This is a genomic window from Pseudomonas fluorescens, assembly GCF_002022275.1.
Taxonomy (GTDB): Bacteria; Pseudomonadota; Gammaproteobacteria; order Pseudomonadales; family Pseudomonadaceae; genus Aquipseudomonas; species Aquipseudomonas fluorescens_AJ.
On the sequence record NZ_MSDF01000017.1, the window covers coordinates 167,577 to 193,529 of the forward strand.

Here is a 25,953-nt window from a genome sequence, read left to right on the forward strand (position 1 = left end):
ACGGATGCACAGGTCGCGGCTCATTGCTGTAGGACGGCAATGGTTGCGCTTGTGCTCTGTTTCCTACGGTCTAGGCAGATGTAATAACGGCGACGTTATGAAACGTCGCCGTTACTGATCCTTACTTGCCGCTTACGCTCACGCCGTAAAAGGAGTTCAAGCCAAACGGGCTGATCTTGAAGTCCTGCACGGTGTTGCGCATGGGTTGATACACCGTCGAGTGCGCGATAGGTGTCATCGGGACTGCATCTTTGAGGATATGTTGCGCCTGCTTGTACAGCTCGGTGCGTTTGGCGACATCCGATGTGGCCTTGGCTTCTTTTACGATGCCGTCGAATTTCTTGTCGCACCATTTGGAGAAGTTGTTACCGGCCAGCGAGTCGCAGCCGAACAGCACGTTCAGCCAGTTGTCCGGGTCACCATTGTCGCCGCTCCAGCCAATGATCATGGCCTGGTTCTCGCCGCCTTTGGAACGCTTGATGTACTCGCCCCACTCGTAGCTGACGATGTTCACTTTCAGACCGATCTGTTTCCAGTCGTTCTGCAGCATTTCAGCCATCAGCTTCGCGTTCGGGTTGTACGGACGCTGAACCGGCATGGCCCACAGGGTGATCTCGGTACCTTCCTTGACGCCCGCTTCCTTGAGCAAAGCCTTGGCTTTGGTCACGTCGTACGGCGCATCCTTGATGGTGGTGTCGTAGGACCACTGGGTCGGCGGCATGGCGTTGACGGCCAGTTGGCCTGCGCCCTGGTACACGGAGTCGATGATCTGCTGCTTGTTCACCGACATGTCCAGCGCTTCACGTACACGCAGGTCGGACAGCGGGTTGGCGGCGGTCTGGCCTTTGAGAACCGGCATGACGTTGTAAGCGATGTAGCCCAGGTTGAAACCGGCCTGGTGCGGCAGTTTCAGGTCCTTGTCTTCACCCAGCGCCTTGAGGTCGGCCGGACGCGGGAACAGGGTGATCTGGCATTCGTTTTTCTTGAGCTTCTGGATGCGCACCGACGGGTCGGTGGTGATAGCGAAGATCAGGTTATCGATCTTCACGTCATCAGGTTTCCAGTAGTCCTTGTTGCCGGTGTAACGGATGTTCGAGTCTTTCTGGTAGCTCTTGAACACGAACGGGCCAGTGCCGATTGGCTTCTGGTTGATGTCCGGCGCTTTGCCTTCCTTCAACAGTTGCGCGGCGTATTCGGCGGACTGGATCGACGCGAAGCTCATCGCCAGGTTCTGGATGAAGGCGGCGTCCACGGTGCCAAGGGTGAACTTGACGGTGTGGTCATCGACTTTCTCGATGTTCTTGATGTTGGTGTCCATACCCATGTCCGTGAAGTACGGGAACTCGGTTGGGTAGGCTTTGCGGAACGGATCGTCCTTGTTGATCATGCGGTTGAACGTGAACAACACGTCATCGGCATTAAAGGTACGGGTCGGCTTGAAGTACGAGGTGGTGTGGAACTTCACGCCGTCGCGCAGGTGGAACGTGTACGTGAGGCCATCCGGGGACACGTCCCAGCTGGTGGCCAGCCCAGGAATCACAGCGGTGCCGCCGCGTTCGAACTGGGTCAGACGGTTGAACATGGTTTCGGCCGAGGCATCGAAGTCTGTTCCGGTGGTGTACTGGCCTGGATCAAAACCGGCCGGGCTCCCTTCGGAGCAGAACACCAGGTTGCTCGCCGCTTGGGCGAAAGGAGCTGCGGCCATAAGGCCAGCGCTCACTAGAAGCGGAAGGACTGCGTGTTTAAGCATGTTGGCCTCATGATTTGTTGTCATTTTTGGTGGTGAGGGCGACCTCGTGAGTCGGCCTGCGGATACTTATGCAGGCGCCATACCCATTGCAAGATGTTGAACCGTCGTGAGGGTCAAAGTGTGGTACGAACGTACAGGAATGTCGCATTTATGAAAGTTTCGACATAAATGCATATATTTAGAGGCTTTTTTCGGTGCGTAGGGCGCACCAAAAATGACCAACCGAGGCGTCTGGCGCACTCGGTTGGGGCGGGCTTGTTACTTATCTAGACTGACACCGTAGAACGGCGTGAGGCCAAAGGGGCTGATCTTGAAGTCCTGCACTTCCTTGCGAAGTGGCTGGAAAACCGTCGAGTTCGCAATAGGCGTTATAGGTACCTGATCCTTAAGGATTTTCTGCGCCTGTTGATACCACTTGATACGCTGCTCACGGTCATTGCTGACCTTGGCCTGCTGCACGAGTTTGTCGTAGGCCGGGTTACACCATTTGGCGTAGTTGCTGCCCTTGACCGCAGCACAACTGTAGAGCACACCGAGCCAGTTATCCGGGTCGCCGTTGTCGCCCGTCCAGCCATAAATCATCGCGTCATGCTCGCCATTTTTGGCGCGCTTGATGTATTCACCCCACTCATAGCTGACGATGTTGGCTTTGATGCCGACTTTTTCCCAATCCTGCTGGATCATTTGCGCCGACATGCGCGCGTTCGGATTGGAGGCGCGCTGAACGGTCATCGCCCACAGGTTGATGGTGGTACCTGGTGCAACCCCTGCTTCTTTTAGTAGCGCCCGTGCCTTGGTCGGGTCGTACGGGGCGTCCTTGATGTTCGGGTCATAAGACCACTGCGCCGGAGGCAGTGCGTTCTGCGCCAATTGCCCGGCGCTCTGGTACACAGCCTTGATAATGGCTGGCTTGTCGATGGCCATGTCCAATGCCTGGCGCACTTTGAGCTGGTCCAGCGGCGGATGCGTCACGTTGTAAGCCAGGAAGCCCAGGTTGAAACCGGCCTGTTGCAGCACGCGCAGGTTGGGGTCCTGCTTCATGATCTCGATGTCCGACGGGCGCGGATAACCGCTGACCTGGCATTCGCCGGCCTTGAGTTTCTGCAGGCGCGCGGCGGCGTCCGGGGTGATGGCGAACACCAGGTTGTCGAGCTTCACGTCTTCAGGTTTCCAATACTGCTTATTGGCGACGTAGCGAATCTGCGAGTCTTTCTGGTAACGCTTGAACACAAACGGGCCGGTACCCACCGGTTTCTGGTTGATCTCTTCGGCTTTGCCTTCCTTCAAAAGCTGGGCGGCGTATTCCGCGGACTGCACCGAGGCAAAGCTCATGGCCAGGTTCTGCACGAACGAGGCGTCGACGTTATTCAGGTTGAAACGCACGGTGTGCTCGTCGACTTTCTCGACGCTCTTGATCGTGGTGTTCAACCCCATGTCGGTGAAGTACGGCGACTCGGACGGGTAGGCCTTGCGAAAAGGGCTGTCGGCGTCCAGCAGGCGGTTGAAGGTGAACAGCACATCTTCCGCGTTGAAGTCGCGGGTCGGGGTGAAGTAATCCGTGGTGTGAAACTTGACGCCGTCACGCAGGTGGAAGGTGTAGGTCAGGCCGTCTTTGGACACATCCCAGCTCGTCGCCAGGCCGGGTTCGACTTCAGTGCCACCGCGCTTGAACTGGGTCAGGCGGTTGAACACGGTTTCGGCCGAGGCATCAAAATCGGTGCCGCTGGTGTACTGGCTGGGGTCGAAACCGGCGGGGCTGGCTTCGGAGCAATAGACCAGGGTGGTGGCGGCGTGGGCCATCGGCATAAACGCCAGCAGGCTTGCGGCGAGGAGGAGCGGTTTTAAGGCGATTCTTTCCATGGAGACCCCTGAAGTGGCAGGCATATAAACGCTGCCCAAACGAAAACGGCGGTCACCGAGGTTACCGCCGTTCAGGTTTGTCAGGTAGGGGTCACTGCATCAGCACTTCAATCACGCCATCGGCGCTCATGTTGACCTGGCTGGTGCCGGCTTCCACTTCAGGCGTGGGCGCCGAATCGGCCATGGCGGCTTTCATCATCATCCCGCCATTACGTGCGTAGGGCATCGGGTAGCCGTTGGTGTTGAAGTTCAGGTTGACGATTTTGTAGCCCTTGCCGCCGAGAGCGTCGGTGGCCAATTGGGCGCGGGCCTTGAAAGCGGCGACGGCGTCCTTGAGCAGCGCGTCTTCGCTGGACTTGCGCGTACTGTCGGCAATGGCGAAGTCCATGTTTTCCATTTTCAGGGTATTCAGCAGGTCGCCGGTGAGCTTGGACAAGGCCGGGAAGTCGGCGCTTTCCAGGCGCAGCTCGGCGCGCTCGCGCCAGCCGGTGATCTTCTGGTTTTTGTTGTCGTAGATCGGGTAGCTGTTACGGCTGCCCTGACGCAGGGTCACGCCTTTGACTTCGCGGGCCTCGCCAAGCGCCTTGTTCATGGTGTTGGTGATTTCGGCGGCAAGCTTGGCCGGGTCGCTGTTCTGGGACTCGGTGTAAAGGGTCACGATCATCTTGTCGCGGGCAACCTCCTGGCTGACCTCGGCGCGCAGGGAAATCTGGTTGTAGTTCAGCGCATCGGCGGCGAGCGCCGGCAGGCTGGCCAGGGCGCCGACGCTGAGGGTGATAACAGCGGCACTGCGAGTGAAACGAGACATGGAAGCTCCTTAAGGTATTCGTGTTCGGTATGACTGTAGACGGTGGCATCGGGTTCTTCGGGTTTACACATTACCTACAAGTCATGGCGCCGCCGACGAACGGTCATCTGCCGTGCCTGCGTCAAAGAGCCACACAGGCCGTGGCGGCGGGTCTGCTTCGTTTATACTCGTGCCGATCCGCCTGCAGCGCTCACCGGGAGAGCTCATGCTCGCCGCCGTAAAACTGACTTCCGCCACACGCCAGAACCTCTGGCGCCTGACGTTCATCCGCACCCTGGTACTGGCCGCGCAGGCCGGCTCCGTCGGGCTCGCCTATTGGTTCGACCTGTTGCCACTGCCGTGGCTGCAATTGGGTGTAACCCTCGGTTTCTCCATTGTTCTGTGTGTGTTTACCGCTATCCGGCTGCGCACAACATGGCCAGTGACCGAGCTGGAATATGCCCTGCAACTGGCCTGCGACCTGTTTATCCACAGTGTGTTGCTTTATTTCTCGGGTGGTTCCACCAACCCCTTTGTGTCCTATTACCTGGTGCCACTGACCATCGCCGCCGTGACCTTGCCGTGGCGCTACTCGGTGGTGCTGTCGGGTATCGCGCTGGCCCTGTACACCCTGTTGCTGGCCAGGTTCTACCCGTTGCAGACATTTCCCATCGCCCGTGAAAACCTGCAGATCTACGGGATGTGGCTGAGCTTCGCGCTGTCGGCTGCGGTGATCACGTTTTTCGCCGCGCGCATGGCTGAAGAGTTGCGTCGCCAGGAAGAACTACGCGCGATTCGCCGTGAAGAAGGCTTGCGTGACCAGCAACTGCTCGCCGTCGCCACCCAGGCCGCCGGCGCCGCCCATGAATTGGGCACACCGTTGGCGACGATGAGTGTGCTGCTCAATGAGATGGTCCAGGATCATCCTGACCCGGCCCTGCAAGATGACCTCAGCGTGCTGCAGGAACAGGTCAAGCAGTGCAAGCACACCTTGCAGCAACTGGTGCGCGCCGCCGAAGCCAATCGCCGCCTCGCGGTGGACATGCAGGACGTGACCCGGTGGCTCGACGAAGCGCTGAATCGCTGGCACCTGATGCGCCCCGAAGCCAGCTACCGCTTTCATCTATTAGGCCAGGGCAGCGTGCCACGCATGGCGCCGCCGCCGGACCTGACCCAAGCGCTGCTCAACCTGCTGAACAACGCCGCCGACGCCTGCCCCGAAGGCCTGGGTGTGCAGCTGGACTGGGACGCGGAAAACGTGACCATCAGCATTCGTGACCACGGCGCGGGCGTGCCGCTGGCCATTGCCGAGCAGATCGGCAAACCCTTCTTTACCACCAAGGGCAAAGGCTTCGGCCTGGGCCTGTTTTTGAGCAAGGCCAGCGTGACCCGCGCGGGCGGCTCAGTGAAACTCTATAGTCATGAGGAAGGCGGTACGCTTACCGAGCTGCGCCTGCCACGTGTCGCACGAGGAGATATCGATGAGTGACGAGATCCAAGTCGAAGGCGAAGAACTGCCGCATTTGTTGCTGGTAGATGACGACGCCACCTTTACCCGCGTCATGGCGCGTGCCATGAGCCGCCGGGGTTTTCGCGTAAGCACCGCAGGCTCGGCCGAAGAGGGCCTGACGATCGCCCAGGCAGACCTGCCGGACTATGCCGCGCTCGACCTGAAAATGGACGGCGACTCGGGCCTGGTGCTGTTGCCCAAGTTGCTCGAACTCGACCCGGAGATGCGCGTGGTGATCCTCACGGGTTATTCCAGCATCGCCACGGCTGTCGAGGCCATCAAGCGCGGCGCCTGCAACTACCTGTGCAAACCGGCCGATGCCGACGACGTGCTGGCCGCCTTGCTCTCCGAGCACGCCGACCTCGACACCCTGGTGCCGGAAAACCCGATGTCGGTGGACCGCCTGCAGTGGGAACACATCCAGCGCGTGCTGACCGAGCACGAAGGCAACATCTCCGCCACCGCCCGCGCCCTCGGCATGCACCGCCGTACGTTGCAGCGCAAGTTGCAGAAACGCCCGGTACGGCGCTGAACCCTGACTGAACAATTTGCTTCAGGCTGCACGGAGCCCCGAACCGATCGTCTATGATCGGTTCAAACGCCTGTCACATTTTCTTACAGAGCCTGAACGATGAATCAGAACGCTGAGTACTCCGCGGTCAATGACGCGGTGCGTGGGCACTTCTTTCGCCGAACCTGGGCGATGATCACGCCCTATTGGCGCAGTGAAGAGAAGGGCAAGGCCTGGATGTTGCTGGCAGCGGTGATCGCGCTGTCACTGTTCAGCGTGGCTATTTCCGTGTGGATCAACCACTGGTACAAGGATTTCTACAACGCCCTGGAGAAGAAGGACACCGAGGCCTTCTGGCAACTGATCGGCTATTTCTGTGGCATCGCCACCGTGGCTATCCTTGGCGCTGTGTACCGCCTGTACCTGACCCAGATGCTGACCATCCGCTGGCGCGCCTGGCTCACCGAAAAGCATTTCACGCGCTGGCTCGGCAACAAAAACTATTACCAGCTGGAGCAGGGCGGTTACACCGATAACCCGGACCAGCGGATTTCCGAAGACCTCAACAACTTCACCTCGACCACCTTGAGCCTTGGCCTGGGCCTGCTGCGCAACGTTGTCAGCCTGGTGTCGTTCTCGATTATTTTGTGGGGAGTGTCGGGCAGCATCGAAGTGTTTGGGATCACCATTCCCGGCTATATGTTCTGGTGCGCACTGCTGTATGCCGCGGTTGGCAGCTGGCTGACTCACCTGATTGGCCGTCGCTTGATCGGCCTGAGCAACCAACAACAACGCTTCGAAGCAGACCTGCGTTTCTCCATGGTACGTGTACGTGAGAACGCCGAGAGCATCGCCCTGTACAACGGCGAGCCGAATGAAAAGCAACGCTTGAGCACGCGGTTCGGCAAGGTCTGGCAGAACTACTGGGACATCATGAAAGTGTCCAAGCGCCTGACGTTCTTCACCGCCGGTTACGAACAAATCGCCATTGTCTTTGCCTTTATCGTGGCGGCCCCACGCTATTTCGCCGGCAAGATCGAGTTGGGCGAGCTGATGCAAATCAACTCGGCCTTCGGCAACGTGCAGGGCAACTTCAGCTGGTTTATCAGCGCTTACTCTGACCTGGCGAGCTGGCGCGCTACCAGTGACCGTCTGCTGAGCTTCCAGCAGGCCATGAGCGAAAACGAACAGCGCCCTGCTGCGATTGATGTGCGCGATGAGGGCGAGCGTCTGGTGGTGCAGGGCCTGGGCATGGACCTGGCCGATGGTCGTCACCTGCTCACCGACGCCGACATGACTGTCGAGTCTGGCGAGCGTTTGATGCTCAGCGGGCGCTCGGGCAGCGGCAAAAGTACGCTGCTGCGGGCCATGGGGCACTTGTGGCCGGCGGGCCACGGCAGCATTCGCGTGCCGGCTGCGCGTTACCTGTTTCTGCCGCAGAAGCCTTATCTGCCGATTGGCACATTGAAGGCGGTGCTGAGTTATCCACAGGACGACAGCGTTTACCCGGCAGAACGTTATGCACAGGTGCTGGAAACCTGCCGCCTGCCGCACCTGGTCTCGCGTCTGGATGAGGCGAACCATTGGCAGCGCATGCTCTCGCCGGGTGAGCAGCAGCGTCTGGCGTTTGCCCGTGCGTTGTTGTTTGCGCCGCAGTGGCTGTACATGGACGAAGCGACGTCGGCCATGGATGAAGAGGATGAGGCGACGTTGTATCAGGCGTTGATCGATGAGCTGCCGGGGCTGAGCGTTGTCAGCGTTGGGCATCGCAGCAGTCTCAAGCGCTTCCATGGGCGGCATGTGCGGATCGAGGGTGGGTTGTTGCAGGAACAACAACCGGCTTAAGGTCGTATGCGGTCCATGTGGGAGCCGGGCTTGCCCGCGATGGCGGTGTGTCAGCCGCAGGTGTATCAACTGGCCGACTGCAATCGCAGGCAAGCCAGCTCCCACATTTGACCGGTGTCGTCTGAAAGAAAAAAGCCCGGCTGATCATTGATCAGCCGGGCTTTTTTAACGCTTGAAAATGACTTACTTCTTCAAGCCGTAATGCTCATCCAGCATGCCCGGGGCGTTCGGCGTTTTTGGCGCGTAGTCCCGTGGCGGTTCCTGATTTTCCCGGGGTGGGGTCAGGCGTTCCCGTGGAGCTTGCGGTGCATCGGAATGCAGCGCGGCCAGCAGACGCTGACGGGTGATGTCGTCGAGGGCCAGGCGGTTAGCGCCATCGGCGAGGTGATCCTGTACTTCCTGATAGCTCTGAGTGAGCTTCTTGACCAGGGTCGCGGTGCTGTTGAAGTGGGTAACCACCTCGTTCTGGTAACTGTCAAAACGTTCCTGAATGTCATCCAGCTGACGCTGCGTGCGGTTAGGCGCGGCATTCGGCAGCAGGCGAGCAACCAGGAATCCAATGGCGACACCGGCAACCAGGGCAAGAGTCGGCAACAACCAAACTAAGAGCGAGTGTTCCACGAGTCCTTCCTCTATAAACGGCTTTGCTTTACGTTAACGGCTCGGACCTGCGCTGTATACCGCGATTAAGCTCGCAATGATGCCATGCACAGACTTTTAGCTAGACGAGTCGACCCTTTGTGAGGTCACGGAGTTCATTCCTTGCTCATGCGTGAAACCCCCGTTTTGATCGATGGCCCGGTAGGCCAATTGGAAGCCCTGTACCTGGATCACCCCGAGCCCCGTGGCCTGGCGCTGATCTGCCACCCTAACCCGGTGCAGGGTGGGACCATGCTCAATAAAGTCGTATCGACCCTGCAACGCACCGCCCGCGATGCCGGTTTGATTACATTGCGTTTCAATTACCGTGGCGTCGGTGCGAGTGCCGGCACTCACGATATGGCCACTGGTGAAGTGGACGATGCCGAAGCGGCCGCCACCTGGCTGCGGGAAAAACACCCCGACCTGCCGATCACCCTGCTCGGCTTCTCCTTTGGTGGATACGTGGCTGCCAGCCTCGGCGGCCGTCTGGAAGCCAAGGGCGAAAAACTGTCACATCTGTTCATGGTCGCGGCCGCGGTGATGCGTCTGAGTGATAACGATCTGTTGCCTCAAGGCTGCCCATTGACCCTGATTCAGCCAGAAACCGACGAAGTGGTCGACCCGCAACTCGTCTACGACTGGTCGGCGGCCCTGAATCGCCCCCATGAGCTGCTGAAAGTGGCAGAATGCGGACACTTTTTTCATGGCAAGCTCACCGATCTCAAGGATCTGGTGCTGCCGCGTCTCTCGAATTGATAGCAGTCTGATAAGCGATTACCCATGACGACTCGTACCCGTATCCTCACCGGCATCACCACCACCGGCACGCCGCACCTGGGCAACTACGCCGGTGCGATCCGCCCGGCGATCCTCGCCAGCCAGGACGCCAATGCCGACTCCTTCTACTTCCTGGCCGACTACCACGCCCTGATCAAATGCGATGACCCGCAGCGCATCCAGCGCTCGCGTATGGAAATCGCCGCGACCTGGCTGGCCGGTGGCCTGGATGTGAACCGGGTGACGTTTTATCGCCAGTCCGACATCCCGGAAATCCCCGAACTGACCTGGCTGCTGACCTGCGTTGCCGCCAAGGGCTTGCTCAACCGCGCCCATGCTTACAAGGCCTCGGTGGACAAAAACGTCGAAGCCGGCGAAGACCCGGATGCGGGCATCAGCATGGGCCTGTACAGCTACCCGGTGTTGATGGCGGCGGACATTTTGATGTTCAACGCGCACAAAGTGCCGGTCGGCCGTGACCAGATCCAGCACGTGGAAATGGCCCGCGACATTGGCCAGCGTTTCAACCACCTGTTTGGCAACGGTAAAGAATTCTTCACCATGCCCGAGGCGCTGATCGAAGAAAGCGTCGCGACCTTGCCAGGCCTGGATGGCCGCAAGATGTCGAAGAGCTACGACAACACCATCCCGTTGTTCACCAGCGCCAAGGACATGAAAGACGCCATCTCGCGCATCGTCACCGATTCCCGCGCGCCGGGCGAAGCCAAGGACCCGGACAACTCGCACCTGTTCACCTTGTTCCAGGCGTTTGCCAGCAAGGCTCAGGAAGAAGAATTCCGAGCAGAACTGCTGCAAGGTTTGGGTTGGGGCGAGGCGAAGAGCCGTCTGTTCCAGCTGCTGGACGGTCAGTTGGGTGAGGCGCGTGAGCGTTACCATCAACTGATGTCGCGTCCTTCGGACATGGAAGACCTGCTGCTGATCGGCGCCAAAAAAGCCCGCGCCGTGGCGGCACCGTTCCTGGCTGAGCTGCGTGAGGCCGTTGGTCTGCGTTCGTTCGTCGAGCAAGCCGCAGCACCGGTTGCAGCGAAAAAGAAAGCCGCAAAAGCTGCGCGCTTTGTGAGCTTCCGTGAAGACGACGGCAGCTTCCGCTTCCGCCTGTTGGCTGCCGATGGCGAGCAACTGCTGTTGTCGCGCAACTTTGCCGACGGTAAAGCCGCGGGTGCCGTGACCAAACAATTGCAAAACGGCGACGCGCTGGATGTGCGCAACGAAGCCTTGAGCTTCAGCGTATGGCTTGACGGTGCCGCCGTGGCCGACAGCGCCGCGTTTGCCGACGAAGCGTCGCGCGACGCCGCCATCACCGCCTTGCGCGTTGCGTTGACCCCAATCGAGGATTAACCCGACCAAGGGTTGATTGCCATTAATCAGGGCCGTCGTTACAGTGGCGGCCCGTTTTTGTTGCCTTGCTAACGAATTATGACGCCCCTAGAACGATATCAAGCTGATCTGAAACGCCCTGAATTCTTCCATGACGCTGCCCAGGAAAACGCGGTGCGTCATTTGCAGCGCCTGTACGACGACCTGGTCGCGGCCTCGCAAAGCAAGCCAGGGATGTTCAGCAAGCTGTTTGGCAAGAAAGACCACACCCCGGTCAAGGGCCTGTACTTCTGGGGCGGCGTCGGCCGGGGCAAGACGTACCTGGTCGACACTTTCTTTGAAGCGCTGCCGTTCAAGGAAAAGGTCCGTACGCACTTCCACCGCTTCATGAAGCGCGTGCACGAAGAAATGAAGACGTTGCCGGGTGAGAAAAACCCGCTGACCATCATCGCCAAGCGCTTCTCCGACGAAGCGCGGGTAATTTGCTTTGATGAGTTCTTCGTCTCCGACATCACCGATGCCATGATCCTCGGCACCTTGATGGAAGAGCTGTTCAAGAACGGCGTGACCCTGGTTGCCACCTCGAACATCGTGCCCGACGGCTTGTACAAGGACGGCCTGCAACGCGCACGCTTCCTGCCAGCCATCGCGCTGATCAAGCAGAACACCGACATCGTCAACGTCGACAGCGGCGTCGACTACCGCCTGCGTCACCTGGAGCAAGCGGAGCTGTTCCACTTCCCGCTGAACGAAGCGGCGCATGACAGCCTGAAGAAAAGCTTCCGCGCGCTGACGCCGGAATGCACGAAGGCGGTGGAAAACGACAAGCTGATGATCGAGAACCGCGAAATCATCGCACTGCGCACCTGCGACGACGTGGCCTGGTTCGAATTCCGCCAACTGTGCGACGGCCCACGCAGCCAGAACGACTACATCGAACTCGGCAAGATCTTCCACGCGGTGATCCTGAGCGGCGTGGAGCAGATGAGCGTCACCACCGACGACATCGCGCGGCGCTTTATCAACATGGTCGACGAGTTCTACGACCGTAACGTGAAGCTGATCATCTCGGCGGAAGTCGAGCTTAAGGATCTCTATACAGGCGGCCGCTTGAACTTTGAGTTCCAGCGCACGCTGAGCCGTTTGCTCGAAATGCAGTCCCACGAGTTCCTGTCGCGCGGCCACAAGCCCTAAGCCAATCTCCAAAACAATGGAGATCAACTGTGGGAGCTGGCTTGCCTGCGATGCCGGTCTGTCAGTCAGCTTATCTGCTGGCTGATACACCGCTATCGCAGGCAAGCCAGCTCCCACATTGGTTTTGTGTTTAGCTCGGGTTATGCAGCCTGCTGAAACTGCTGCCGATACTGGTTCGGCGACAGCTCTGTGTGCTGCCTGAACAGCCGCGCAAAGAAACTCGCATCGTCATACCCCACCTCATAACTGATGGTCTTGATGCTCTTGCGGCTGGCCGAGAGCAGGCCTTTGGCCGTCTCGATTCGCAGGCGTTGCAGGTAATGCAGGGGCTTGTCGCCCGTCGCGGTCTGGAAGCGGCGCATGAAGTTGCGGATGCTCATGCCGTGTTCCCGCGCGACGTCTTCGAAGCGGAACTTGTCGGCGAAATGCTCTTCGAGCCAGTGCTGGATCTGCAGGATGATCACGTCCTGGTGCAGCTTCTGCCCGCCAAACCCGATGCGCCCGGGCGCATAGCTGCGCTGCACTTCGTAGAGAATGTCACGGGCCACAGCCTGGGCGATGGTGGCGCCGCAGAAGCGTTCGATCAGATAAATGTAGAGGTCGCACGCCGAGGTGGTGCCGCCGGCGCAGTAGAGGTTGTCGGCGTCGGTGAGGTGCTTGTCCTCGTTGAGCTGGACGTTCGGGAAGCGTTCGCTGAAAGCGTTGAAGAAGCGCCAGTAGGTAGTCGCCTCCTTGCCATCGAGCAAGCCGGCTTCGGCCAGCCAGAACACCCCGGTGGCTTCGCCGCAGAGCACGGCGCCGCGCGCGTGTTGTTCGCGCAGCCACGGCAGCACTTGCGGGTAGCGGGTGCAGAGGGCGTCGAAGTCGTCCCAGAAGGCGGGCAGCACGATGATGTCGGCGTCTTCCAGGCCGCCGTCCACCGGCATGATTACATCGCTGAAGCTGCGCACCGATTGCCCGTCGGGGCTGACCAGGCGTGTTTCGAAGGCTGGGGTCAGGCCCAGGCCTTGTTGCTTGCCGTAACGCAGGCTGGCGAGGTGGAAGAAATCCTTGGCTTGCATGAGGGTGGAAGCGAATACCCGATCAATGGCCAAAATGCTGACGCGCCGCAACGGCGTGGAGATTTGGTTAGACATAATTTCATTTATTCTTATAGGGGAAAGTGGTCACCAGACGGCTGGATCGTCTTATTTTTTGTCGCATGTGTCCAGTGTCCCGTGACGCCATCGGGGCATAGGCTCTGTGGGCTTGTTTTTGTCCGACAATCCACGCAGGTGCCCCATGATCCCCAGAACCTTGTACAGCCCTTCGCACGAACTCTTTCGCGAGAGCGTGCGCACTTTCCTCGAAAAACATGCCGCGCCGTTCCATGGGCAATGGGAAAAACAGGGCTATATCGACCGTGGGCTTTGGAGCAAGGCGGGGGAGGCGGGGATGCTGTGCTCCCACCTGCCCGAGGAATACGGCGGGCTGGGCGCGGACTTTTTGTACAGCGCGGTGGTGATCGAGGAGATCAGTCGCCTGGGTTTGACCGGGATCGGTTTTTCGCTGCATTCGGACATTGTTGCGCCCTACATCCTGCATTACGGCAGCGAGGCGCTGAAGCAAAAGTATTTGCCCAAGTTGATCTCCGGCGAGATGGTCACGGCGATTGCGATGACCGAGCCGGGCGCCGGGTCTGACCTGCAAGGCGTGAAAACCACGGCGGTGCTGGACGGCGATGAGTATGTGATCAACGGCTCAAAGACCTTCATCACCAACGGCTACCTCGCCGAACTGGTGATTGTCGTCGCCAAGACCGACCCCAAGGCCGGCGCCAAGGGCACCAGCCTGTTTCTGGTGGAGGCCGACACGCCGGGCTTCGACAAGGGCAAGCGCCTGGAGAAGGTCGGCATGAAGGCCCAGGATACGTCCGAGCTGTTCTTCCAGGACGTACGCGTGCCCAAGGAAAACCTGCTGGGCCAGGCGGGCATGGGTTTCGCCTATTTGATGCAGGAGCTGCCGCAGGAGCGCTTGACCGTGGCGATTGGCGCCGTGTCATCCGCCGAGGCGGCGCTGGAATGGACGCTGGAGTACACCCGCGAGCGTAAGGCGTTCGGCAAGGCGATTGCGGATTTCCAGAACACCCGGTTCAAGCTGGCGGAGATGGCCACCGAGATTCAGATTGGCCGCGTGTTCGTCGACAAGTGCATGGCGCTGCACCTGGAGGGCAAGCTCGATGTGCCCACGGCGGCGATGGCCAAATACTGGGCCACGGACCTGCAGTGCAAGGTACTCGATGAGTGCGTGCAGTTGCACGGCGGCTACGGCTTTATGTGGGAATACCCGATTGCGCGGGCCTGGGCGGATGCGCGGGTGCAGCGGATTTATGCGGGGACCAATGAGATCATGAAGGAGATCATTGCGCGGGCGCTTTGAAGGTTTTGTGGTGTGCCGATCGTTCCCACGCTCCGCGTGGGAATGCGGCACTGGACGCTCCGCGTCCGCTTTAAGGTCGTGACGCAGAGCGTCACAGGATGCATTCCCACGCGGAGCGTGGGAATGATCATTGCGGGCTAATCAAGGTGCTGGGTTCGGATGATCCTTCTGAATCGCCTCAATCCCCGCCAACAACTCGGCTGACAGCTTCAACTCAGCACTGGCAATGTTGCTGTCCAGCTGCTCAAGCGACGTGGCCCCAATAATGTTGCTGGTCACAAACGGCTGTTGCGTCACAAACGCCAGCGCCATCTGCGCCGGGTCCAGGCCGTGTTCGCGCGCCAGCGCCACGTAACGGCTGCACGCCGCTTCCGACTGCGGGTTGAAGTAACGGCTGAAGCGGCTGTATTCCGTCAGGCGCGCTTTGGCCGGGCGTGCGCCGTTCTCGTACTTGCCGCTGAGCATGCCGAACGCCAGGGGCGAGTAGGCCAGCAAACCGCACTGTTCACGTATCGCGACTTCCGCCAAGCCCACTTCAAAGCTGCGGTTGAGCAGGTTGTAGGGGTTCTGGATCGACACCGCGCGGGTCCAGCCACGGGCTTCGGCCAGGGCCAGGAACTTCATGGTGCCCCACGGGGTTTCGTTGGAGAGGCCGATGTGGCGGATCTTGCCGGCTTTCACCTGCTCGTCCAGCACTTCGAGGGTCTCTTCCAGCGGGGTCAGGTTGTCTTCGTCCTTGTGCTTGTAGCTCAGTTGGCCGAAAAAGTTGGTGCTGCGCTCCGGCCAATGCAGCTGGTAAAGGTCGATCCAGTCGGTTTGCAGGCGCTTGAGGCTGGCGTCGAGGGCTTCGACGATGTGCTTGCGGTTGTGGCGCAGGTGGCCGTCGCGGATGTAGTCAATGGTATTGCCGGGGCCGGCGATCTTGCTGGCGAGGATCCAGTCGGCGCGGTCGCCACGGCTTTTGAAGTAGTTGCCGATATACCGCTCGGTGGTGGCATAGGTCTCGGCCTTGGGCGGCACCGGGTACATTTCTGCCGTGTCGAGGAAGTTGATCCCTGCTGCCTTGGCTCGTTCGATCTGTGCGAAGGCCTCTGCCTCGCTGTTCTGCTCGCCCCAGGTCATGGTGCCCAAGGCTATCGCGCTCACGTTCAGATCCGTACGGCCCAGCTGTCGATAATCCATCGGGTACTCCTTCGGGAAAACAATCATAAAAGCAGGTTGAATTTTTTTTCGCAATCTGCATAATTGCCCACCTCTTTCTGCAGTGGAAGTGATGCGCCGCCTGCCGAAGAATCTTGCCGTTGAACGGACGCGCCGACCCGAGCCCCCGATAGCGTCTGTATCCGGCTGCCTTTGACTTGTCAAAGTACGCACTATTCAGTAAGATCCGCCGTCTAATTTACAGGGCGGCCCCTGAGGCTATTAAAGAATGACAACTTTTACTGCAAAACCGGAAACAGTTCAGCGCGACTGGTTTGTCGTCGACGCCGCTGGTCAGACCCTGGGTCGTCTGGCCACTGAAGTCGCCAGCCGTCTCCGTGGCAAGCACAAGCCTGAGTACACCCCTCACGTTGATACCGGTGACTACATCGTGATCATCAACGCTGAGCAGGTACGTGTTACCGGCAACAAAGCGCAAGACAAAATGTACTACCGTCACTCCGGTTTCCCAGGCGGTATCAAGTCTTCGAACTTCGAAGGTCTGATTTCCAAGAAGCCTGAAGCCCCGATCGAAATCGCGGTCAAAGGCATGCTGCCTAAGGGCCCACTGGGTCGCGATATGTTTCGCAAGCTGAAAGTCTATGCGGGCGCTGTACACCCTCATGCTGCTCAGCAGCCCCAAGAACTGAAGTTTTAACGGAATAGTTCATTATGTCGGCGACTCAAAATTACGGCACTGGCCGTCGCAAAACCGCAACCGCACGCGTTTTCCTGCGTCCGGGCACTGGTAACATCTCGATCAACAACCGCACTCTGGAAAATTTCTTCGGTCGCGAAACTGCCCGCATGGTAGTTCGTCAGCCGCTGGAACTGACCGAGACCGTTGAGAAGTTCGACATCTACGTCACCGTTATCGGTGGCGGTGTAAGTGGTCAAGCTGGCGCAATCCGCCACGGTATCACTCGCGCTCTGATGCAGTACGACGAAACCCTGCGTGGCGCTCTGCGCAAAGCTGGCTTCGTTACTCGCGATGCCCGTGAAGTTGAACGTAAGAAAGTCGGTCTGCGTAAAGCGCGTAAGCGTCCGCAGTACTCGAAGCGTTAATTCGCTTTACGTTTCACAAAAACGCCCAGCCTCCTCACGGAGCTGGGCGTTTTTTATTGCCTGCGATTTATGCACAAATTTCGCCGTGACAACTTGCCACATCCGTAGACGCCCTATACTACAAGGCTTGGAGGCCGGGGCTCGGGCAATTCCCTTGTCATCCGTGGGGCTTTTCATTACCATCCGACAAAATTTTTATAAGCAAAGCTTCAATACTTAGTAGACGCCTGATTTAACAGGCCAAAAAGCTGATGGGAGAGGACTGAATGAGCAATGACGGCGTGAATGCAGGCCGGCGTCGCTTCTTGGTAGCAGCCACATCCGTGGTGGGTGCTGCAGGAGCGGTGGGGGCTGCGGTCCCGTTCGTGGGGTCATGGTTTCCCAGTGCCAAGGCGAAAGCCGCAGGTGCACCGGTGAAGGTGAATGTCAGCAAGATCGACCCAGGCCAGCAAATGATTGCTGAGTGGCGCGGTCAGCCCGTATTCATTGTTCGCCGTACCGAGGAAATCCTGGGGAATCTGAAGAAAATCGAGGGCCAGCTGTCTGACCCCGACTCGAAGAACTCCGACCAACCCGCTTACGTCGACAAGGAAGTTCGTTCGATCAAGCCAGAGATTTTACTGCTGATCGGTATCTGCACCCACTTGGGTTGCTCGCCTACCTTCCGCCCGGAAGTGGCGCCTGCCGACCTTGGCAAAGACTGGGTTGGTGGCTATTTCTGCCCTTGTCACGGCTCTCACTACGACCTCGCCGGCCGCGTCTACAAGTCGCAACCCGCCCCCTTGAACCTGCCAGTTCCGCCACATCACTACGAGACTGACGATGTCATTGTCATTGGCGTAAACGAGGGGGAGAAAGCCTGATGAGCAAGTTCATGGATTGGGTGGATGCGCGTTTCCCCGCTACCAAAATGTGGGAAGACCACCTCAGCAAATATTACGCGCCAAAAAACTTCAACTTCTTCTACTTCTTCGGTTCCCTGGCACTGCTGGTGCTGGTCAACCAGATCGTCACTGGTGTCTGGCTGACGATGAGCTACACGCCGTCGGCGGAAGAGGCGTTCGCCTCCGTCGAGTACATCATGCGTGACGTCGAGTACGGCTCGATCCTGCGCCTGCTGCACTCCACCGGCGCGTCGGCGTTCTTCATCGTCGTCTATATGCATATGTTCCGTGGCCTGCTCTACGGTTCGTACCAGAAGCCGCGTGAACTGGTGTGGGTCTTCGGCATGCTGATCTACCTGGCGCTGATGGCCGAAGCCTTCATGGGTTATCTGCTGCCGTGGGGTCAGATGTCGTACTGGGGCGCCCAGGTGATCATCTCGCTGTTCGGTGCGATTCCGGTGATTGGCAACGACCTGACGCAGTGGATTCGCGGTGACTACCTGATTTCCGGCATCACCCTGAACCGCTTCTTTGCGCTGCACGTAGTGGCCCTGCCGATCGTGATTCTCGGCCTGGTGGTGCTGCACATCCTGGCGCTGCACGAAGTGGGTTCGAACAACCCGGACGGGGTGGACATCAAGAAGCACAAAGACGAAAACGGCATCCCGCTGGACGGCATTCCGTTCCATCCGTACTACACCGTGAAAGACATTGTCGGCGTGGTCGTGTTCTTGTTCGTGTTCTGCTCGATCGTGTTCTTTTTCCCGGAGATGGGGGGTTATTTCCTGGAGAAGCCTAACTTCGAACAGGCCAACGCCTTCAAGACACCTGAGCACATTGCCCCGGTCTGGTACTTCACGCCGTTCTACGCGATCTTGCGGGCGATCCCCGACAAGCTCATGGGCGTCATCGCCATGGGCGCGGCGATTGCGGTGCTGTTCGTGCTGCCCTGGCTCGACCGTAGCCCGGTCAAGTCCATGCGCTACAAGGGCTGGCTGAGCAAGATCTGGCTGTGGGTGTTCTGCATTTCGTTCGTGATTCTGGGTATTTTGGGCGTACTGGCGCCAACCCCTGAGCGCACGTTGCTGTCGCAGGTCTGCACCTTCCTGTACTTCGCCTACTTCATTCTGATGCCGTTCTATACCCGGCTCGAGAAGACCAAACCGGTACCGGAAAGGGTGACTGGCTGATGAAAAAATTATTCGTAGCATTGATGCTTGCGGCTCTGCCGCTACTGTCCTTCGCCGCCGAGCATGGTCCGGAACTGGAAAAAGTCGATATCGACGTCTCCGACAAAGCCGCCATGCAGGATGGCCTGCGCACGTTCACCAACTATTGCATGGGCTGCCACAGCGCCAAGTTCCAGCGCTATGAGCGTGTGGCAGACGACCTGGGCATTCCCCATGACGTGATGCTCAGCCATTCGGTGTTCACCGGCGCCAAGATCGGCGACCACATGACCATCGGCATGCAACCGGCCGACGCCAAGACCTGGTTCGGGGCTGCACCGCCGGACCTGACCCTGGTGGCCCGTGTGCGCGGCACCGACTGGCTTTACGGTTACCTGAAATCCTTCTACGAAGACCCTGCGCGCCCGTATGGCGTGAACAACAAAGTCTTCCCGAACGTCGGTATGCCCAACGTTCTGGTCGGCCTGCAGGGGCGCCAAGTGGTAGGATGCAAGCAGGTTCAGGTCGTTGAAGACGGCAAGAAGCAATATGACCCGTTGACCGGTACGCCTTTGACCCATGAAGCGTGCGATCAACTGACCATCGTGCCCAAGACCGGCACGCTGAATGAAGAGCAGTTCGACGAGAAGGTAAAAAATCTCGTGACCTTCCTGGCCTACTCGGCCAACCCGGTCAAACTGCAGCACCAGCGCATCGGTACGTACGTCTTGCTTTACCTGGCTTTCTTCTTCGTATTCGCCTATCTGCTCAAACGCGAATACTGGAAGGATGTGCATTGATCCAACCGTAAGCAATTGCTGTTAATCTTGCGCGCCCAGCGGCATCTCTGAACACGTAGCGGTCGGGTTTTCCTGACGCTGCAGAGATGCTCTCTGGGCGCGCTCGTTTTTGAGCTTTCGATAATTTCAACAAGCGAGGAGGACCGCCATGGGCGTGACCAACCGGTTGGCCTGTTACTCCGACCCCGCCGACCACTATTCCCACCGAGTACGCATCGTGCTCGCAGAGAAGGGTGTCAGCGCAGAGATCATCAGTGTGGAGGCAGGTCGTCACCCGCCGAAACTGATCGAAGTGAACCCTTACGGCAGCTTGCCCACCCTGGTCGATCGTGACCTGGCGTTGTGGGAGTCAACCGTGGTGATGGAATACCTGGATGAGCGTTACCCGCATCCGCCTTTGCTGCCGGTGTACCCGGTGGCGCGTGCCAACAGCCGCCTGCTGATCCATCGGATCCAGCGTGACTGGTGCGGGCTGGTGGATGTGATTCTGGATTCACGCAGTAAAGAAGCGGCACGTGTGCAGGCGCGTAAGGAATTGCGCGAGAGCCTGACCGGTGTTTCGCCTTTGTTCGCCGATAAACCTTTTTTCCTCAGTGAGGAACAAAGCTTGGTGGATTGCTGCCTATTACCGATACTCTGGCGCTTGCCGATTCTCGGTATTGAACTGCCGCGGCCGGCCAAGCCGTTGCTTGATTACATGGAGCGCCAGTTTGCGCGTGAGGCTTTCCAGGCGAGTCTGTCTGGTGTCGAACGCGATATGCGCTAAGGCTTAAGGAGCCGCTGATGAACTCCAGTCGACCCTATTTGGTCCGCGCGCTCTATGAGTGGATTGTGGACAACGATTGCACCCCGCACATGCTGGTCAACTCTGAATTCCCCAAGGTTGACGTGCCGCAGGGTTTTGCCAGTGATGGCCAGATCGTGCTGAACGTATCACCCAGTGCCGTGCGCCACCTGCACATGGACAACGAAGCAGTCAGCTTCGAAGGACGTTTCGGCGGCGTGCCGCACACGCTGTTCGTGCCGATTGGCGCCATCCTCGGCATTTATGCCCGGGAGAACGGCCAAGGCATGGTGTTTGATCTGGAGTCGCCTTTCGAGGAAGACGAAGCGATCGAAGGCGAAGGCGGTGATGACGTGCCGCCACCGGATGCCGAGCCACCGCGCCCCAGCGGTCGGCCGAGCCTGAAAGTGGTGAAGTAACCGGCTTTTACCTTCGGGTAAGCCTCAAAAGTGCCTCGGCCTGTGCCGGGGCATTTTTTTGCGCGCTGGATGTGGATGAAAGTCGTGTCAGAACGGTGATCGTACAACCGCCATGGGCTATGATGCCCCCTCAAGTTCGCCGAGAAAAATGGATCATTATGGATAACGCCAACACCGCCCCTCGTCTTCCCCGCAAGCGCCGCAGCCTTGCCCAGGAATTGGTCACGGTGTTGTCCGAGCAAATCCGCGACGGCCAGCTTAAACGCGGCGACAAACTGCCCACCGAGTCGGCGATCATGGACGCCCATGGCGTCAGCCGCACCGTGGTGCGTGAGGCCATCTCGCGCTTGCAGGCAGCGGGGCAGGTGGAAACCCGCCACGGTATCGGCACCTTTGTGTTGGACACGCCAAGCCCGAGCGGCTTCCGGATCGACCCGGCCACCGTGGTGACGTTGCGTGATGTGCTGGCAATTCTGGAGCTGCGGATCAGCCTGGAAGTGGAGTCCGCCGGGCTTGCTGCCTTGCGTCGCAGCGATGAACAACTGGCCGCCATGCGTGCTGCCCTCGACGCCCTGAATGAAAGCGCAGCGCACGCCGGCGATGCCGTGGCGTCAGACTTCGCGTTCCACCTGGAAATTGCGCTGTCCACCGGCAACCGCTACTTCACCGACATCATGACCCACCTGGGCACCAGCATCATTCCGCGTACCCGCCTGAATTCGGCGCGCCTGGCCCATGATGACCAGCAGCACTACATGGGCCGCCTGAGTCGCGAACACGAAGAGATTTACGAGGCGATTGCCCGCCAGGATTCGGACGCGGCACGCGCAGCCATGCGCCTGCACTTGACCAACAGCCGTGAGCGGCTGCGCCATGCCCATGAAGAGGCAGAGGCACAGCGCGGTTAAAGTCAGGCGCGATCGTTCCCACGCTCCGCGTGGGAATGCCGCCCCGGACGCTCCGCGTCCTGAAGCCTGCGAATGGCTTGAGTCCAGCGCAAGGTGACGCGGAGCGTCACGGGATGCGTTCCCACGCAGAGCGTGGGAACGATCAGTCAGGCAGGCTGGTTGGGCTTGTAGTCCTTGAGCAGCAAGTAAGTGCTCCATCCCCACCAATCATTGGTCCAGTGCTTGTCGTTCAGGTCATTCACGTCCTTGCGACGCAGCACCTTGTCTCCCTCCATCTTGAACAGCGGCGAGAAGTTGTTCGCCGGATTCTGCGCTGCGTTCAAATCCGGCACATACAGTGGCGCCTTGAAGCTGGCCGGGGAGGGCGCCACGCCGCTGATAAAGGTCTCGAAGACTTCATCCGCCGAGGCCTGTACCGCGCGTTTGACCATGGCACGGTTGTCCGCGTCGATGCTGTCGAAGTAGCGTTTATCCCCGTAGGCGTGCCATTGATCACCCAGGGCATTGCGCACCTTGAGCCCGAACTTGCTGTCTTCATCGTGCATGAAGCGGCTGACCAAAGAACCCAGTTCGCCCGGCGTCACCACAGCGGCCAATTGCTTACGCGGCACGCGCAAATGGCCGGCGGAAAATAGATCGGTCAAAAAGTGATCAGCGAAGCTGTTCATGGCGTAGGCCAATTCCAGCGCCTGATCGGTGCCGGTTTGATGGGCGACGACTGCCTGCTGCAGCGCCGCCGTGTGGCCCGCCAGGTAGGCCGACAGCGCCCATTCGCCGAAGTGGTCGGCGTTGTCCGCGGCCAATTTCAAATAGCGCCCCAAGGGGATCAGCGCCGACACCGCGCTGCCACCGCCGGTAATGCGGTTCCACTCTTCCGACAACGTATCACCCAGTGCGTCATAGGCTTCGTGGGGTTGTTTGCCATCCCTGATCGCCTGGTTGACTGCGTTGATCTCCTTTTGCATCACCGCGAGGATTTTCCCGGCTTCGTCCCGTGAAGCGGGCAACACTGCCAGCGAATTAAACGCTGCGGTAAAGCGTTTCACACGATCTGCCGGGGAGGCGCCGTCACTGATGGGCTGGCCCGGAATGCCATAGAAATCACCGCCCAGGGCGATCACTTGGCCGTACGTTAGCGCGAGCCCGTTGGGCAGGTGTAACTCGACTTGTCGTGCTGGGATAGCCGGGGCGTCCTTGACGAAACGCAGCAGCGTATCGTCGCCAATGGCCGTGTGTTCCCCGCCTTCAAAGCGCAGGGTAGGTGGTTTTTTTTCGGGTGCAGCGAGTTCAAGACCTGACATGTTAGCTCCTTGCTATGTCGTAGGAATCTTCCGTAATAACTGTATGTATATACAGCTATGTCGAGCATAGAGGAATAATTTCCTACGTCAAGAAACCCGATTTAAACGTCGCGCCAATCATGAAGGTCGATGAATTGCAGTTGACGAATCTATTTATAGTTGTACGATGACGTACGACATCAACAAACCAACAACAACCTTTCGACAGAAAGTCTTCGCCCAGGGTGTTCGAATAATGAATCCACAAGAACTGAAGTCCATCCTCTCCCACGGTCTGCTGTCCTTTCCGGTGACCGATTTCAACGCCCAGGGTGACTTCCACCAGGCGGGCTACATCAAGCGTCTGGAATGGCTGGCCCCGTACGGCGCCACCGCCTTGTTCGCCGCCGGCGGCACCGGTGAGTTTTTCTCCCTGGCCGCCAGCGAATATTCCCAAGTGGTGAAGACCGCTGTTGATACCTGCGCCACCAGCGTGCCAATCCTCGCCGGTGTGGGCGGTGCGACCCGCCAGGCTATCGAGTACGCCCAGGAAGCCGAACGCCTCGGCGCCAAAGGCCTGCTGCTGCTGCCGCACTACCTGACCGAAGCCAGCCAGGACGGCGTTGCCGCCCACGTGGAAGCAGTGTGCAAATCGGTGAAAATCGGCGTGGTGGTCTACAACCGCAACGTTTGCCGCCTGACTGCGCCATTGCTGGAACGCCTGGCTGAGCGCTGCCCGAACCTGATCGGCTACAAAGACGGCCTGGGTGATATCGAGCTGATGGTGTCGATTCGCCGTCGCCTCGGCGACCGTTTTAGCTACCTCGGCGGCCTGCCGACTGCAGAGGTTTACGCCGCTGCCTACAAGGCCCTGGGCGTGCCGGTGTACTCCTCGGCGGTGTTCAACTTCATCCCGAAAACCGCGATGGACTTCTACCACGCAATCGCCCAGGACGATCACGCCACCGTAGGCAAGATCATCGACAACTTCTTCCTGCCTTACCTCGACATCCGTAACCGCAAGGCCGGTTATGCCGTGAGCATCGTCAAGGCGGGCGCGAAAATCGTCGGCTACGACGCAGGCCCGGTGCGCACCCCGTTGACCGACCTGCTGCCGGAAGAATACGAAGCCCTGGCCGCGCTGATCGACAAGCAAGGTCCGCAGTAACTTATCAACAAGGCCGCTGATCGCTCAGCGGCCTTTTGCGTCAGGAGAGATTTGTGTCCCAAGCCAAACGTTTTGATAACTACATCAACGGCGAGTGGGTGGCCGGTGCCGACTATTGCGCCAACATCAACCCGTCGGAGCTTTCCGATACGATCGGCGAATACGCCAAGGCGGATGTAGCCCAAGTCAACGCCGCCATCGATGCTGCCCGCGCCGCCTTCCCGGCCTGGTCGACGTCCGGCATTCAGGCTCGCCATGACTCGCTGGATAAAGTCGGCACTGAAATCCTCGCCCGTCGCGAAGAACTCGGCACCTTGCTGGCGCGGGAAGAGGGCAAGACCCTGCCCGAAGCCATCGGCGAAGTCACTCGCGCCGGTAACATCTTCAAGTTTTTCGCTGGCGAGTGCCTGCGTTTGTCCGGCGATTACGTGCCATCGGTGCGCCCGGGCGTCAACGTTGAAGTCACCCGCGAAGCGCTGGGTGTGGTCGGCCTGATCACACCTTGGAACTTCCCGATTGCCATTCCCGCCTGGAAAATCGCCCCGGCCCTGGCCTACGGCAACTGCGTGGTGATCAAACCGGCGGAATTGGTACCGGGCTGCGCCTGGGCCCTGGCCGACATCATTTCCCGTGCCGGCTTCCCGGCCGGGGTGTTCAACCTGGTCATGGGCAGCGGCCGCGTGGTCGGCGACGTGCTGGTCAACAGCCCGAAAGTCGACGGCATCAGCTTCACCGGCTCCGTCGGCGTTGGGCGTCAGATCGCCGTCAGCTGTGTGTCGCGCCAGGCCAAAGTGCAGTTGGAAATGGGCGGCAAGAACCCGCAGATCATTCTCGACGACGCCGACCTCAAGCAGGCCGTCGAGCTGTCGGTACAGAGCGCGTTCTACTCCACCGGCCAGCGTTGCACGGCGTCCAGCCGCTTGATCGTCACCGCCGGTATTCACGACCAATTCGTCGCGGCTATGGCCGAACGCATGAAGTCGATCAAAGTCGGCCACGCCCTGAAAAGCGGCACCGACATCGGCCCGGTGGTCTCTCAGGCCCAACTGGATCAGGACCTGAAATACATCGACATCGGCCAAAGCGAAGGCGCGCGGCTGGTCAGCGGTGGCGGCCTGGTGACGTGCGATACCGAAGGCTACTACCTGGCGCCGACACTGTTTGCCGACAGCGAAGCCGCCATGCGTATCAGCCGTGAAGAGATCTTCGGCCCAGTGGCCAACGTGGTGCGCGTGGCGGATTACGAGGCGGCGCTGGCCATGGCCAATGACACCGAGTTCGGTTTGTCGGCAGGTATTGCCACCACCTCGCTGAAGTACGCCAACCACTTCAAACGCCACTCCCAGGCCGGGATGGTGATGGTCAACCTGCCGACTGCCGGTGTGGACTATCACGTGCCGTTCGGTGGGCGTAAGGGGTCGTCCTACGGTTCGCGTGAGCAGGGTCGCTATGCGCAAGAGTTCTACACCGTGGTGAAAACCAGCTACATCGGTTCGTAACACGTACTACCTGTAGGCACCGGCTCTTGTGGGAGCTGGCTTGCCTGCGATGCGGGCACCTCGGTACTTCAATGTGACCGAGGTGAGGTCATCGCAGGCAAGCCAGCTCCCACATTGAGCGGTGCTCACGGCACAATTTGATTAC

General features: G+C 59.3%; 24 protein-coding genes. 17 read left to right on the plus strand and 7 right to left on the minus strand.

Annotated features, from left to right (window positions below; genetic code table 11):
• Positions 1-121: 121 nt before the first annotated feature.
• The 3 genes from BFW87_RS15800 to BFW87_RS15810 form a co-directional block, all read right to left on the minus strand.
• Positions 122-1,750 (minus strand): ABC transporter substrate-binding protein, encoded by a 1,629-nt coding sequence (locus BFW87_RS15800; RefSeq protein WP_078740702.1) that lies wholly within the window; start codon positions 1,748-1,750, stop codon positions 122-124.
• Between the two features lie 258 nt (positions 1,751-2,008).
• On the minus strand, positions 2,009-3,610 hold the full coding sequence (locus tag BFW87_RS15805) for an ABC transporter substrate-binding protein (RefSeq protein ID WP_078740703.1): 1,602 nt from the start codon (positions 3,608-3,610) through the stop codon (positions 2,009-2,011).
• A 91-nt stretch (positions 3,611-3,701) separates the two neighbouring features.
• Positions 3,702-4,418 carry an SIMPL domain-containing protein gene (locus BFW87_RS15810; protein ID WP_078740704.1) on the minus strand — a complete coding sequence of 239 codons (717 nt, stop codon included), beginning with the start codon at positions 4,416-4,418 and terminating at the stop codon, positions 3,702-3,704.
• A 205-nt stretch (positions 4,419-4,623) separates the two neighbouring features.
• Here BFW87_RS15810 and BFW87_RS15815 point away from each other — a divergent pair, with 205 nt between their 5' ends.
• From BFW87_RS15815 to BFW87_RS15825, 3 genes are all read left to right on the plus strand, one after another.
• Complete coding sequence (locus BFW87_RS15815) at positions 4,624-5,886, plus strand: ATP-binding protein (RefSeq protein ID WP_078740705.1); 1,263 nt, start codon at positions 4,624-4,626, stop codon at positions 5,884-5,886.
• The gene (locus BFW87_RS15820; protein ID WP_003171731.1) at positions 5,879-6,439 is read left to right on the plus strand and encodes a response regulator transcription factor; all 561 of its coding nucleotides are present in this window, start codon (positions 5,879-5,881) and stop codon (positions 6,437-6,439) included. The genes BFW87_RS15815 and BFW87_RS15820 overlap by 8 nt, the downstream gene beginning before the upstream one ends.
• Before the next feature lie 99 nt (positions 6,440-6,538).
• On the plus strand, positions 6,539-8,263 hold the full coding sequence (locus tag BFW87_RS15825; RefSeq protein WP_078740706.1) for an ABC transporter ATP-binding protein/permease: 1,725 nt from the start codon (positions 6,539-6,541) through the stop codon (positions 8,261-8,263).
• A gap of 183 nt (positions 8,264-8,446) precedes the next feature.
• On the opposite strand, the gene BFW87_RS15830 is transcribed toward BFW87_RS15825, so the two are convergent.
• Positions 8,447-8,884 carry a YhcB family protein gene (locus BFW87_RS15830; protein ID WP_017138275.1) on the minus strand — a complete coding sequence of 146 codons (438 nt, stop codon included), beginning with the start codon at positions 8,882-8,884 and terminating at the stop codon, positions 8,447-8,449.
• Positions 8,885-9,031: 147 nt separating this feature from the next.
• Here BFW87_RS15830 and BFW87_RS15835 point away from each other — a divergent pair, with 147 nt between their 5' ends.
• The 3 genes from BFW87_RS15835 to zapE all read left to right on the plus strand — a co-directional run bounded on the left by BFW87_RS15835 (position 9,032) and on the right by zapE (position 12,214).
• The gene (locus BFW87_RS15835; RefSeq protein WP_078740707.1) at positions 9,032-9,661 is read left to right on the plus strand and encodes an alpha/beta hydrolase; all 630 of its coding nucleotides are present in this window, start codon (positions 9,032-9,034) and stop codon (positions 9,659-9,661) included.
• A 24-nt stretch (positions 9,662-9,685) separates the two neighbouring features.
• Positions 9,686-11,041, plus strand: coding sequence for a tryptophan--tRNA ligase (locus tag BFW87_RS15840; protein ID WP_078740708.1), 1,356 nt, complete (start codon positions 9,686-9,688; stop codon positions 11,039-11,041).
• 78 nt (positions 11,042-11,119) lie between these two features.
• A complete protein-coding gene (gene zapE / locus BFW87_RS15845; RefSeq protein ID WP_078740709.1) occupies positions 11,120-12,214 on the plus strand; it encodes a cell division protein ZapE in 1,095 nt (364 codons plus the stop codon).
• 140 nt (positions 12,215-12,354) lie between these two features.
• On the opposite strand, the gene BFW87_RS15850 is transcribed toward zapE, so the two are convergent.
• On the minus strand, positions 12,355-13,275 hold the full coding sequence (locus BFW87_RS15850; RefSeq protein ID WP_176159758.1) for a GlxA family transcriptional regulator: 921 nt from the start codon (positions 13,273-13,275) through the stop codon (positions 12,355-12,357).
• 220 nt (positions 13,276-13,495) lie between these two features.
• On the opposite strand from BFW87_RS15850, the gene BFW87_RS15855 reads away from it, so the two are divergent.
• Positions 13,496-14,632 carry an acyl-CoA dehydrogenase family protein gene (locus BFW87_RS15855; protein WP_078740711.1) on the plus strand — a complete coding sequence of 379 codons (1,137 nt, stop codon included), beginning with the start codon at positions 13,496-13,498 and terminating at the stop codon, positions 14,630-14,632.
• Positions 14,633-14,773: 141 nt separating this feature from the next.
• Here the strand turns inward: BFW87_RS15855 and BFW87_RS15860 are convergent, their stop codons facing one another.
• A complete protein-coding gene (locus tag BFW87_RS15860; RefSeq protein WP_078740712.1) occupies positions 14,774-15,814 on the minus strand; it encodes an NADP(H)-dependent aldo-keto reductase in 1,041 nt (346 codons plus the stop codon).
• A 247-nt stretch (positions 15,815-16,061) separates the two neighbouring features.
• Here BFW87_RS15860 and rplM point away from each other — a divergent pair, with 247 nt between their 5' ends.
• The 8 genes from rplM (at position 16,062) to BFW87_RS15900 (ending at position 21,861) form a co-directional block, all read left to right on the plus strand.
• Positions 16,062-16,490: a 50S ribosomal protein L13 gene (gene rplM, locus BFW87_RS15865; RefSeq protein WP_003171742.1), complete on the plus strand. Its 429-nt coding sequence runs from the start codon at positions 16,062-16,064 to the stop codon at positions 16,488-16,490.
• A 14-nt stretch (positions 16,491-16,504) separates the two neighbouring features.
• The gene (gene rpsI, locus BFW87_RS15870) at positions 16,505-16,897 is read left to right on the plus strand and encodes a 30S ribosomal protein S9 (RefSeq protein ID WP_003216038.1); all 393 of its coding nucleotides are present in this window, start codon (positions 16,505-16,507) and stop codon (positions 16,895-16,897) included.
• A 266-nt stretch (positions 16,898-17,163) separates the two neighbouring features.
• The gene (petA, locus tag BFW87_RS15875) at positions 17,164-17,760 is read left to right on the plus strand and encodes a ubiquinol-cytochrome c reductase iron-sulfur subunit (RefSeq protein ID WP_078740713.1); all 597 of its coding nucleotides are present in this window, start codon (positions 17,164-17,166) and stop codon (positions 17,758-17,760) included.
• Positions 17,760-18,971: a cytochrome b gene (locus BFW87_RS15880; RefSeq protein ID WP_078740714.1), complete on the plus strand. Its 1,212-nt coding sequence runs from the start codon at positions 17,760-17,762 to the stop codon at positions 18,969-18,971. Before petA ends, BFW87_RS15880 begins: the two co-directional genes overlap by 1 nt.
• Entirely contained in the window at positions 18,971-19,750 is a 780-nt protein-coding gene (locus BFW87_RS15885; RefSeq protein WP_078740715.1) for a cytochrome c1, read from the plus strand. Before BFW87_RS15880 ends, BFW87_RS15885 begins: the two co-directional genes overlap by 1 nt.
• Before the next feature lie 148 nt (positions 19,751-19,898).
• Positions 19,899-20,516, plus strand: coding sequence for a glutathione S-transferase N-terminal domain-containing protein (locus tag BFW87_RS15890; protein WP_005784778.1), 618 nt, complete (start codon positions 19,899-19,901; stop codon positions 20,514-20,516).
• Positions 20,517-20,533: 17 nt separating this feature from the next.
• Positions 20,534-20,953 carry a ClpXP protease specificity-enhancing factor gene (locus tag BFW87_RS15895; protein ID WP_078740716.1) on the plus strand — a complete coding sequence of 140 codons (420 nt, stop codon included), beginning with the start codon at positions 20,534-20,536 and terminating at the stop codon, positions 20,951-20,953.
• Between the two features lie 158 nt (positions 20,954-21,111).
• Entirely contained in the window at positions 21,112-21,861 is a 750-nt protein-coding gene (locus BFW87_RS15900) for a FadR/GntR family transcriptional regulator (RefSeq protein WP_078740717.1), read from the plus strand.
• A 146-nt stretch (positions 21,862-22,007) separates the two neighbouring features.
• Here BFW87_RS15900 and BFW87_RS15910 read toward each other — a convergent pair whose 3' ends face one another.
• Positions 22,008-23,162, minus strand: a complete 1,155-nt coding sequence (locus tag BFW87_RS15910) for a phospholipase (protein ID WP_078740718.1) — start codon at positions 23,160-23,162, stop codon at positions 22,008-22,010.
• 235 nt (positions 23,163-23,397) lie between these two features.
• Here BFW87_RS15910 and kdgD point away from each other — a divergent pair, with 235 nt between their 5' ends.
• Positions 23,398-24,309, plus strand: coding sequence for a 5-dehydro-4-deoxyglucarate dehydratase (gene kdgD, locus BFW87_RS15915; protein ID WP_078740719.1), 912 nt, complete (start codon positions 23,398-23,400; stop codon positions 24,307-24,309).
• Between the two features lie 53 nt (positions 24,310-24,362).
• The gene (locus BFW87_RS15920; RefSeq protein ID WP_078740720.1) at positions 24,363-25,808 is read left to right on the plus strand and encodes an aldehyde dehydrogenase family protein; all 1,446 of its coding nucleotides are present in this window, start codon (positions 24,363-24,365) and stop codon (positions 25,806-25,808) included.
• Positions 25,809-25,953: the final 145 nt, after the last annotated feature.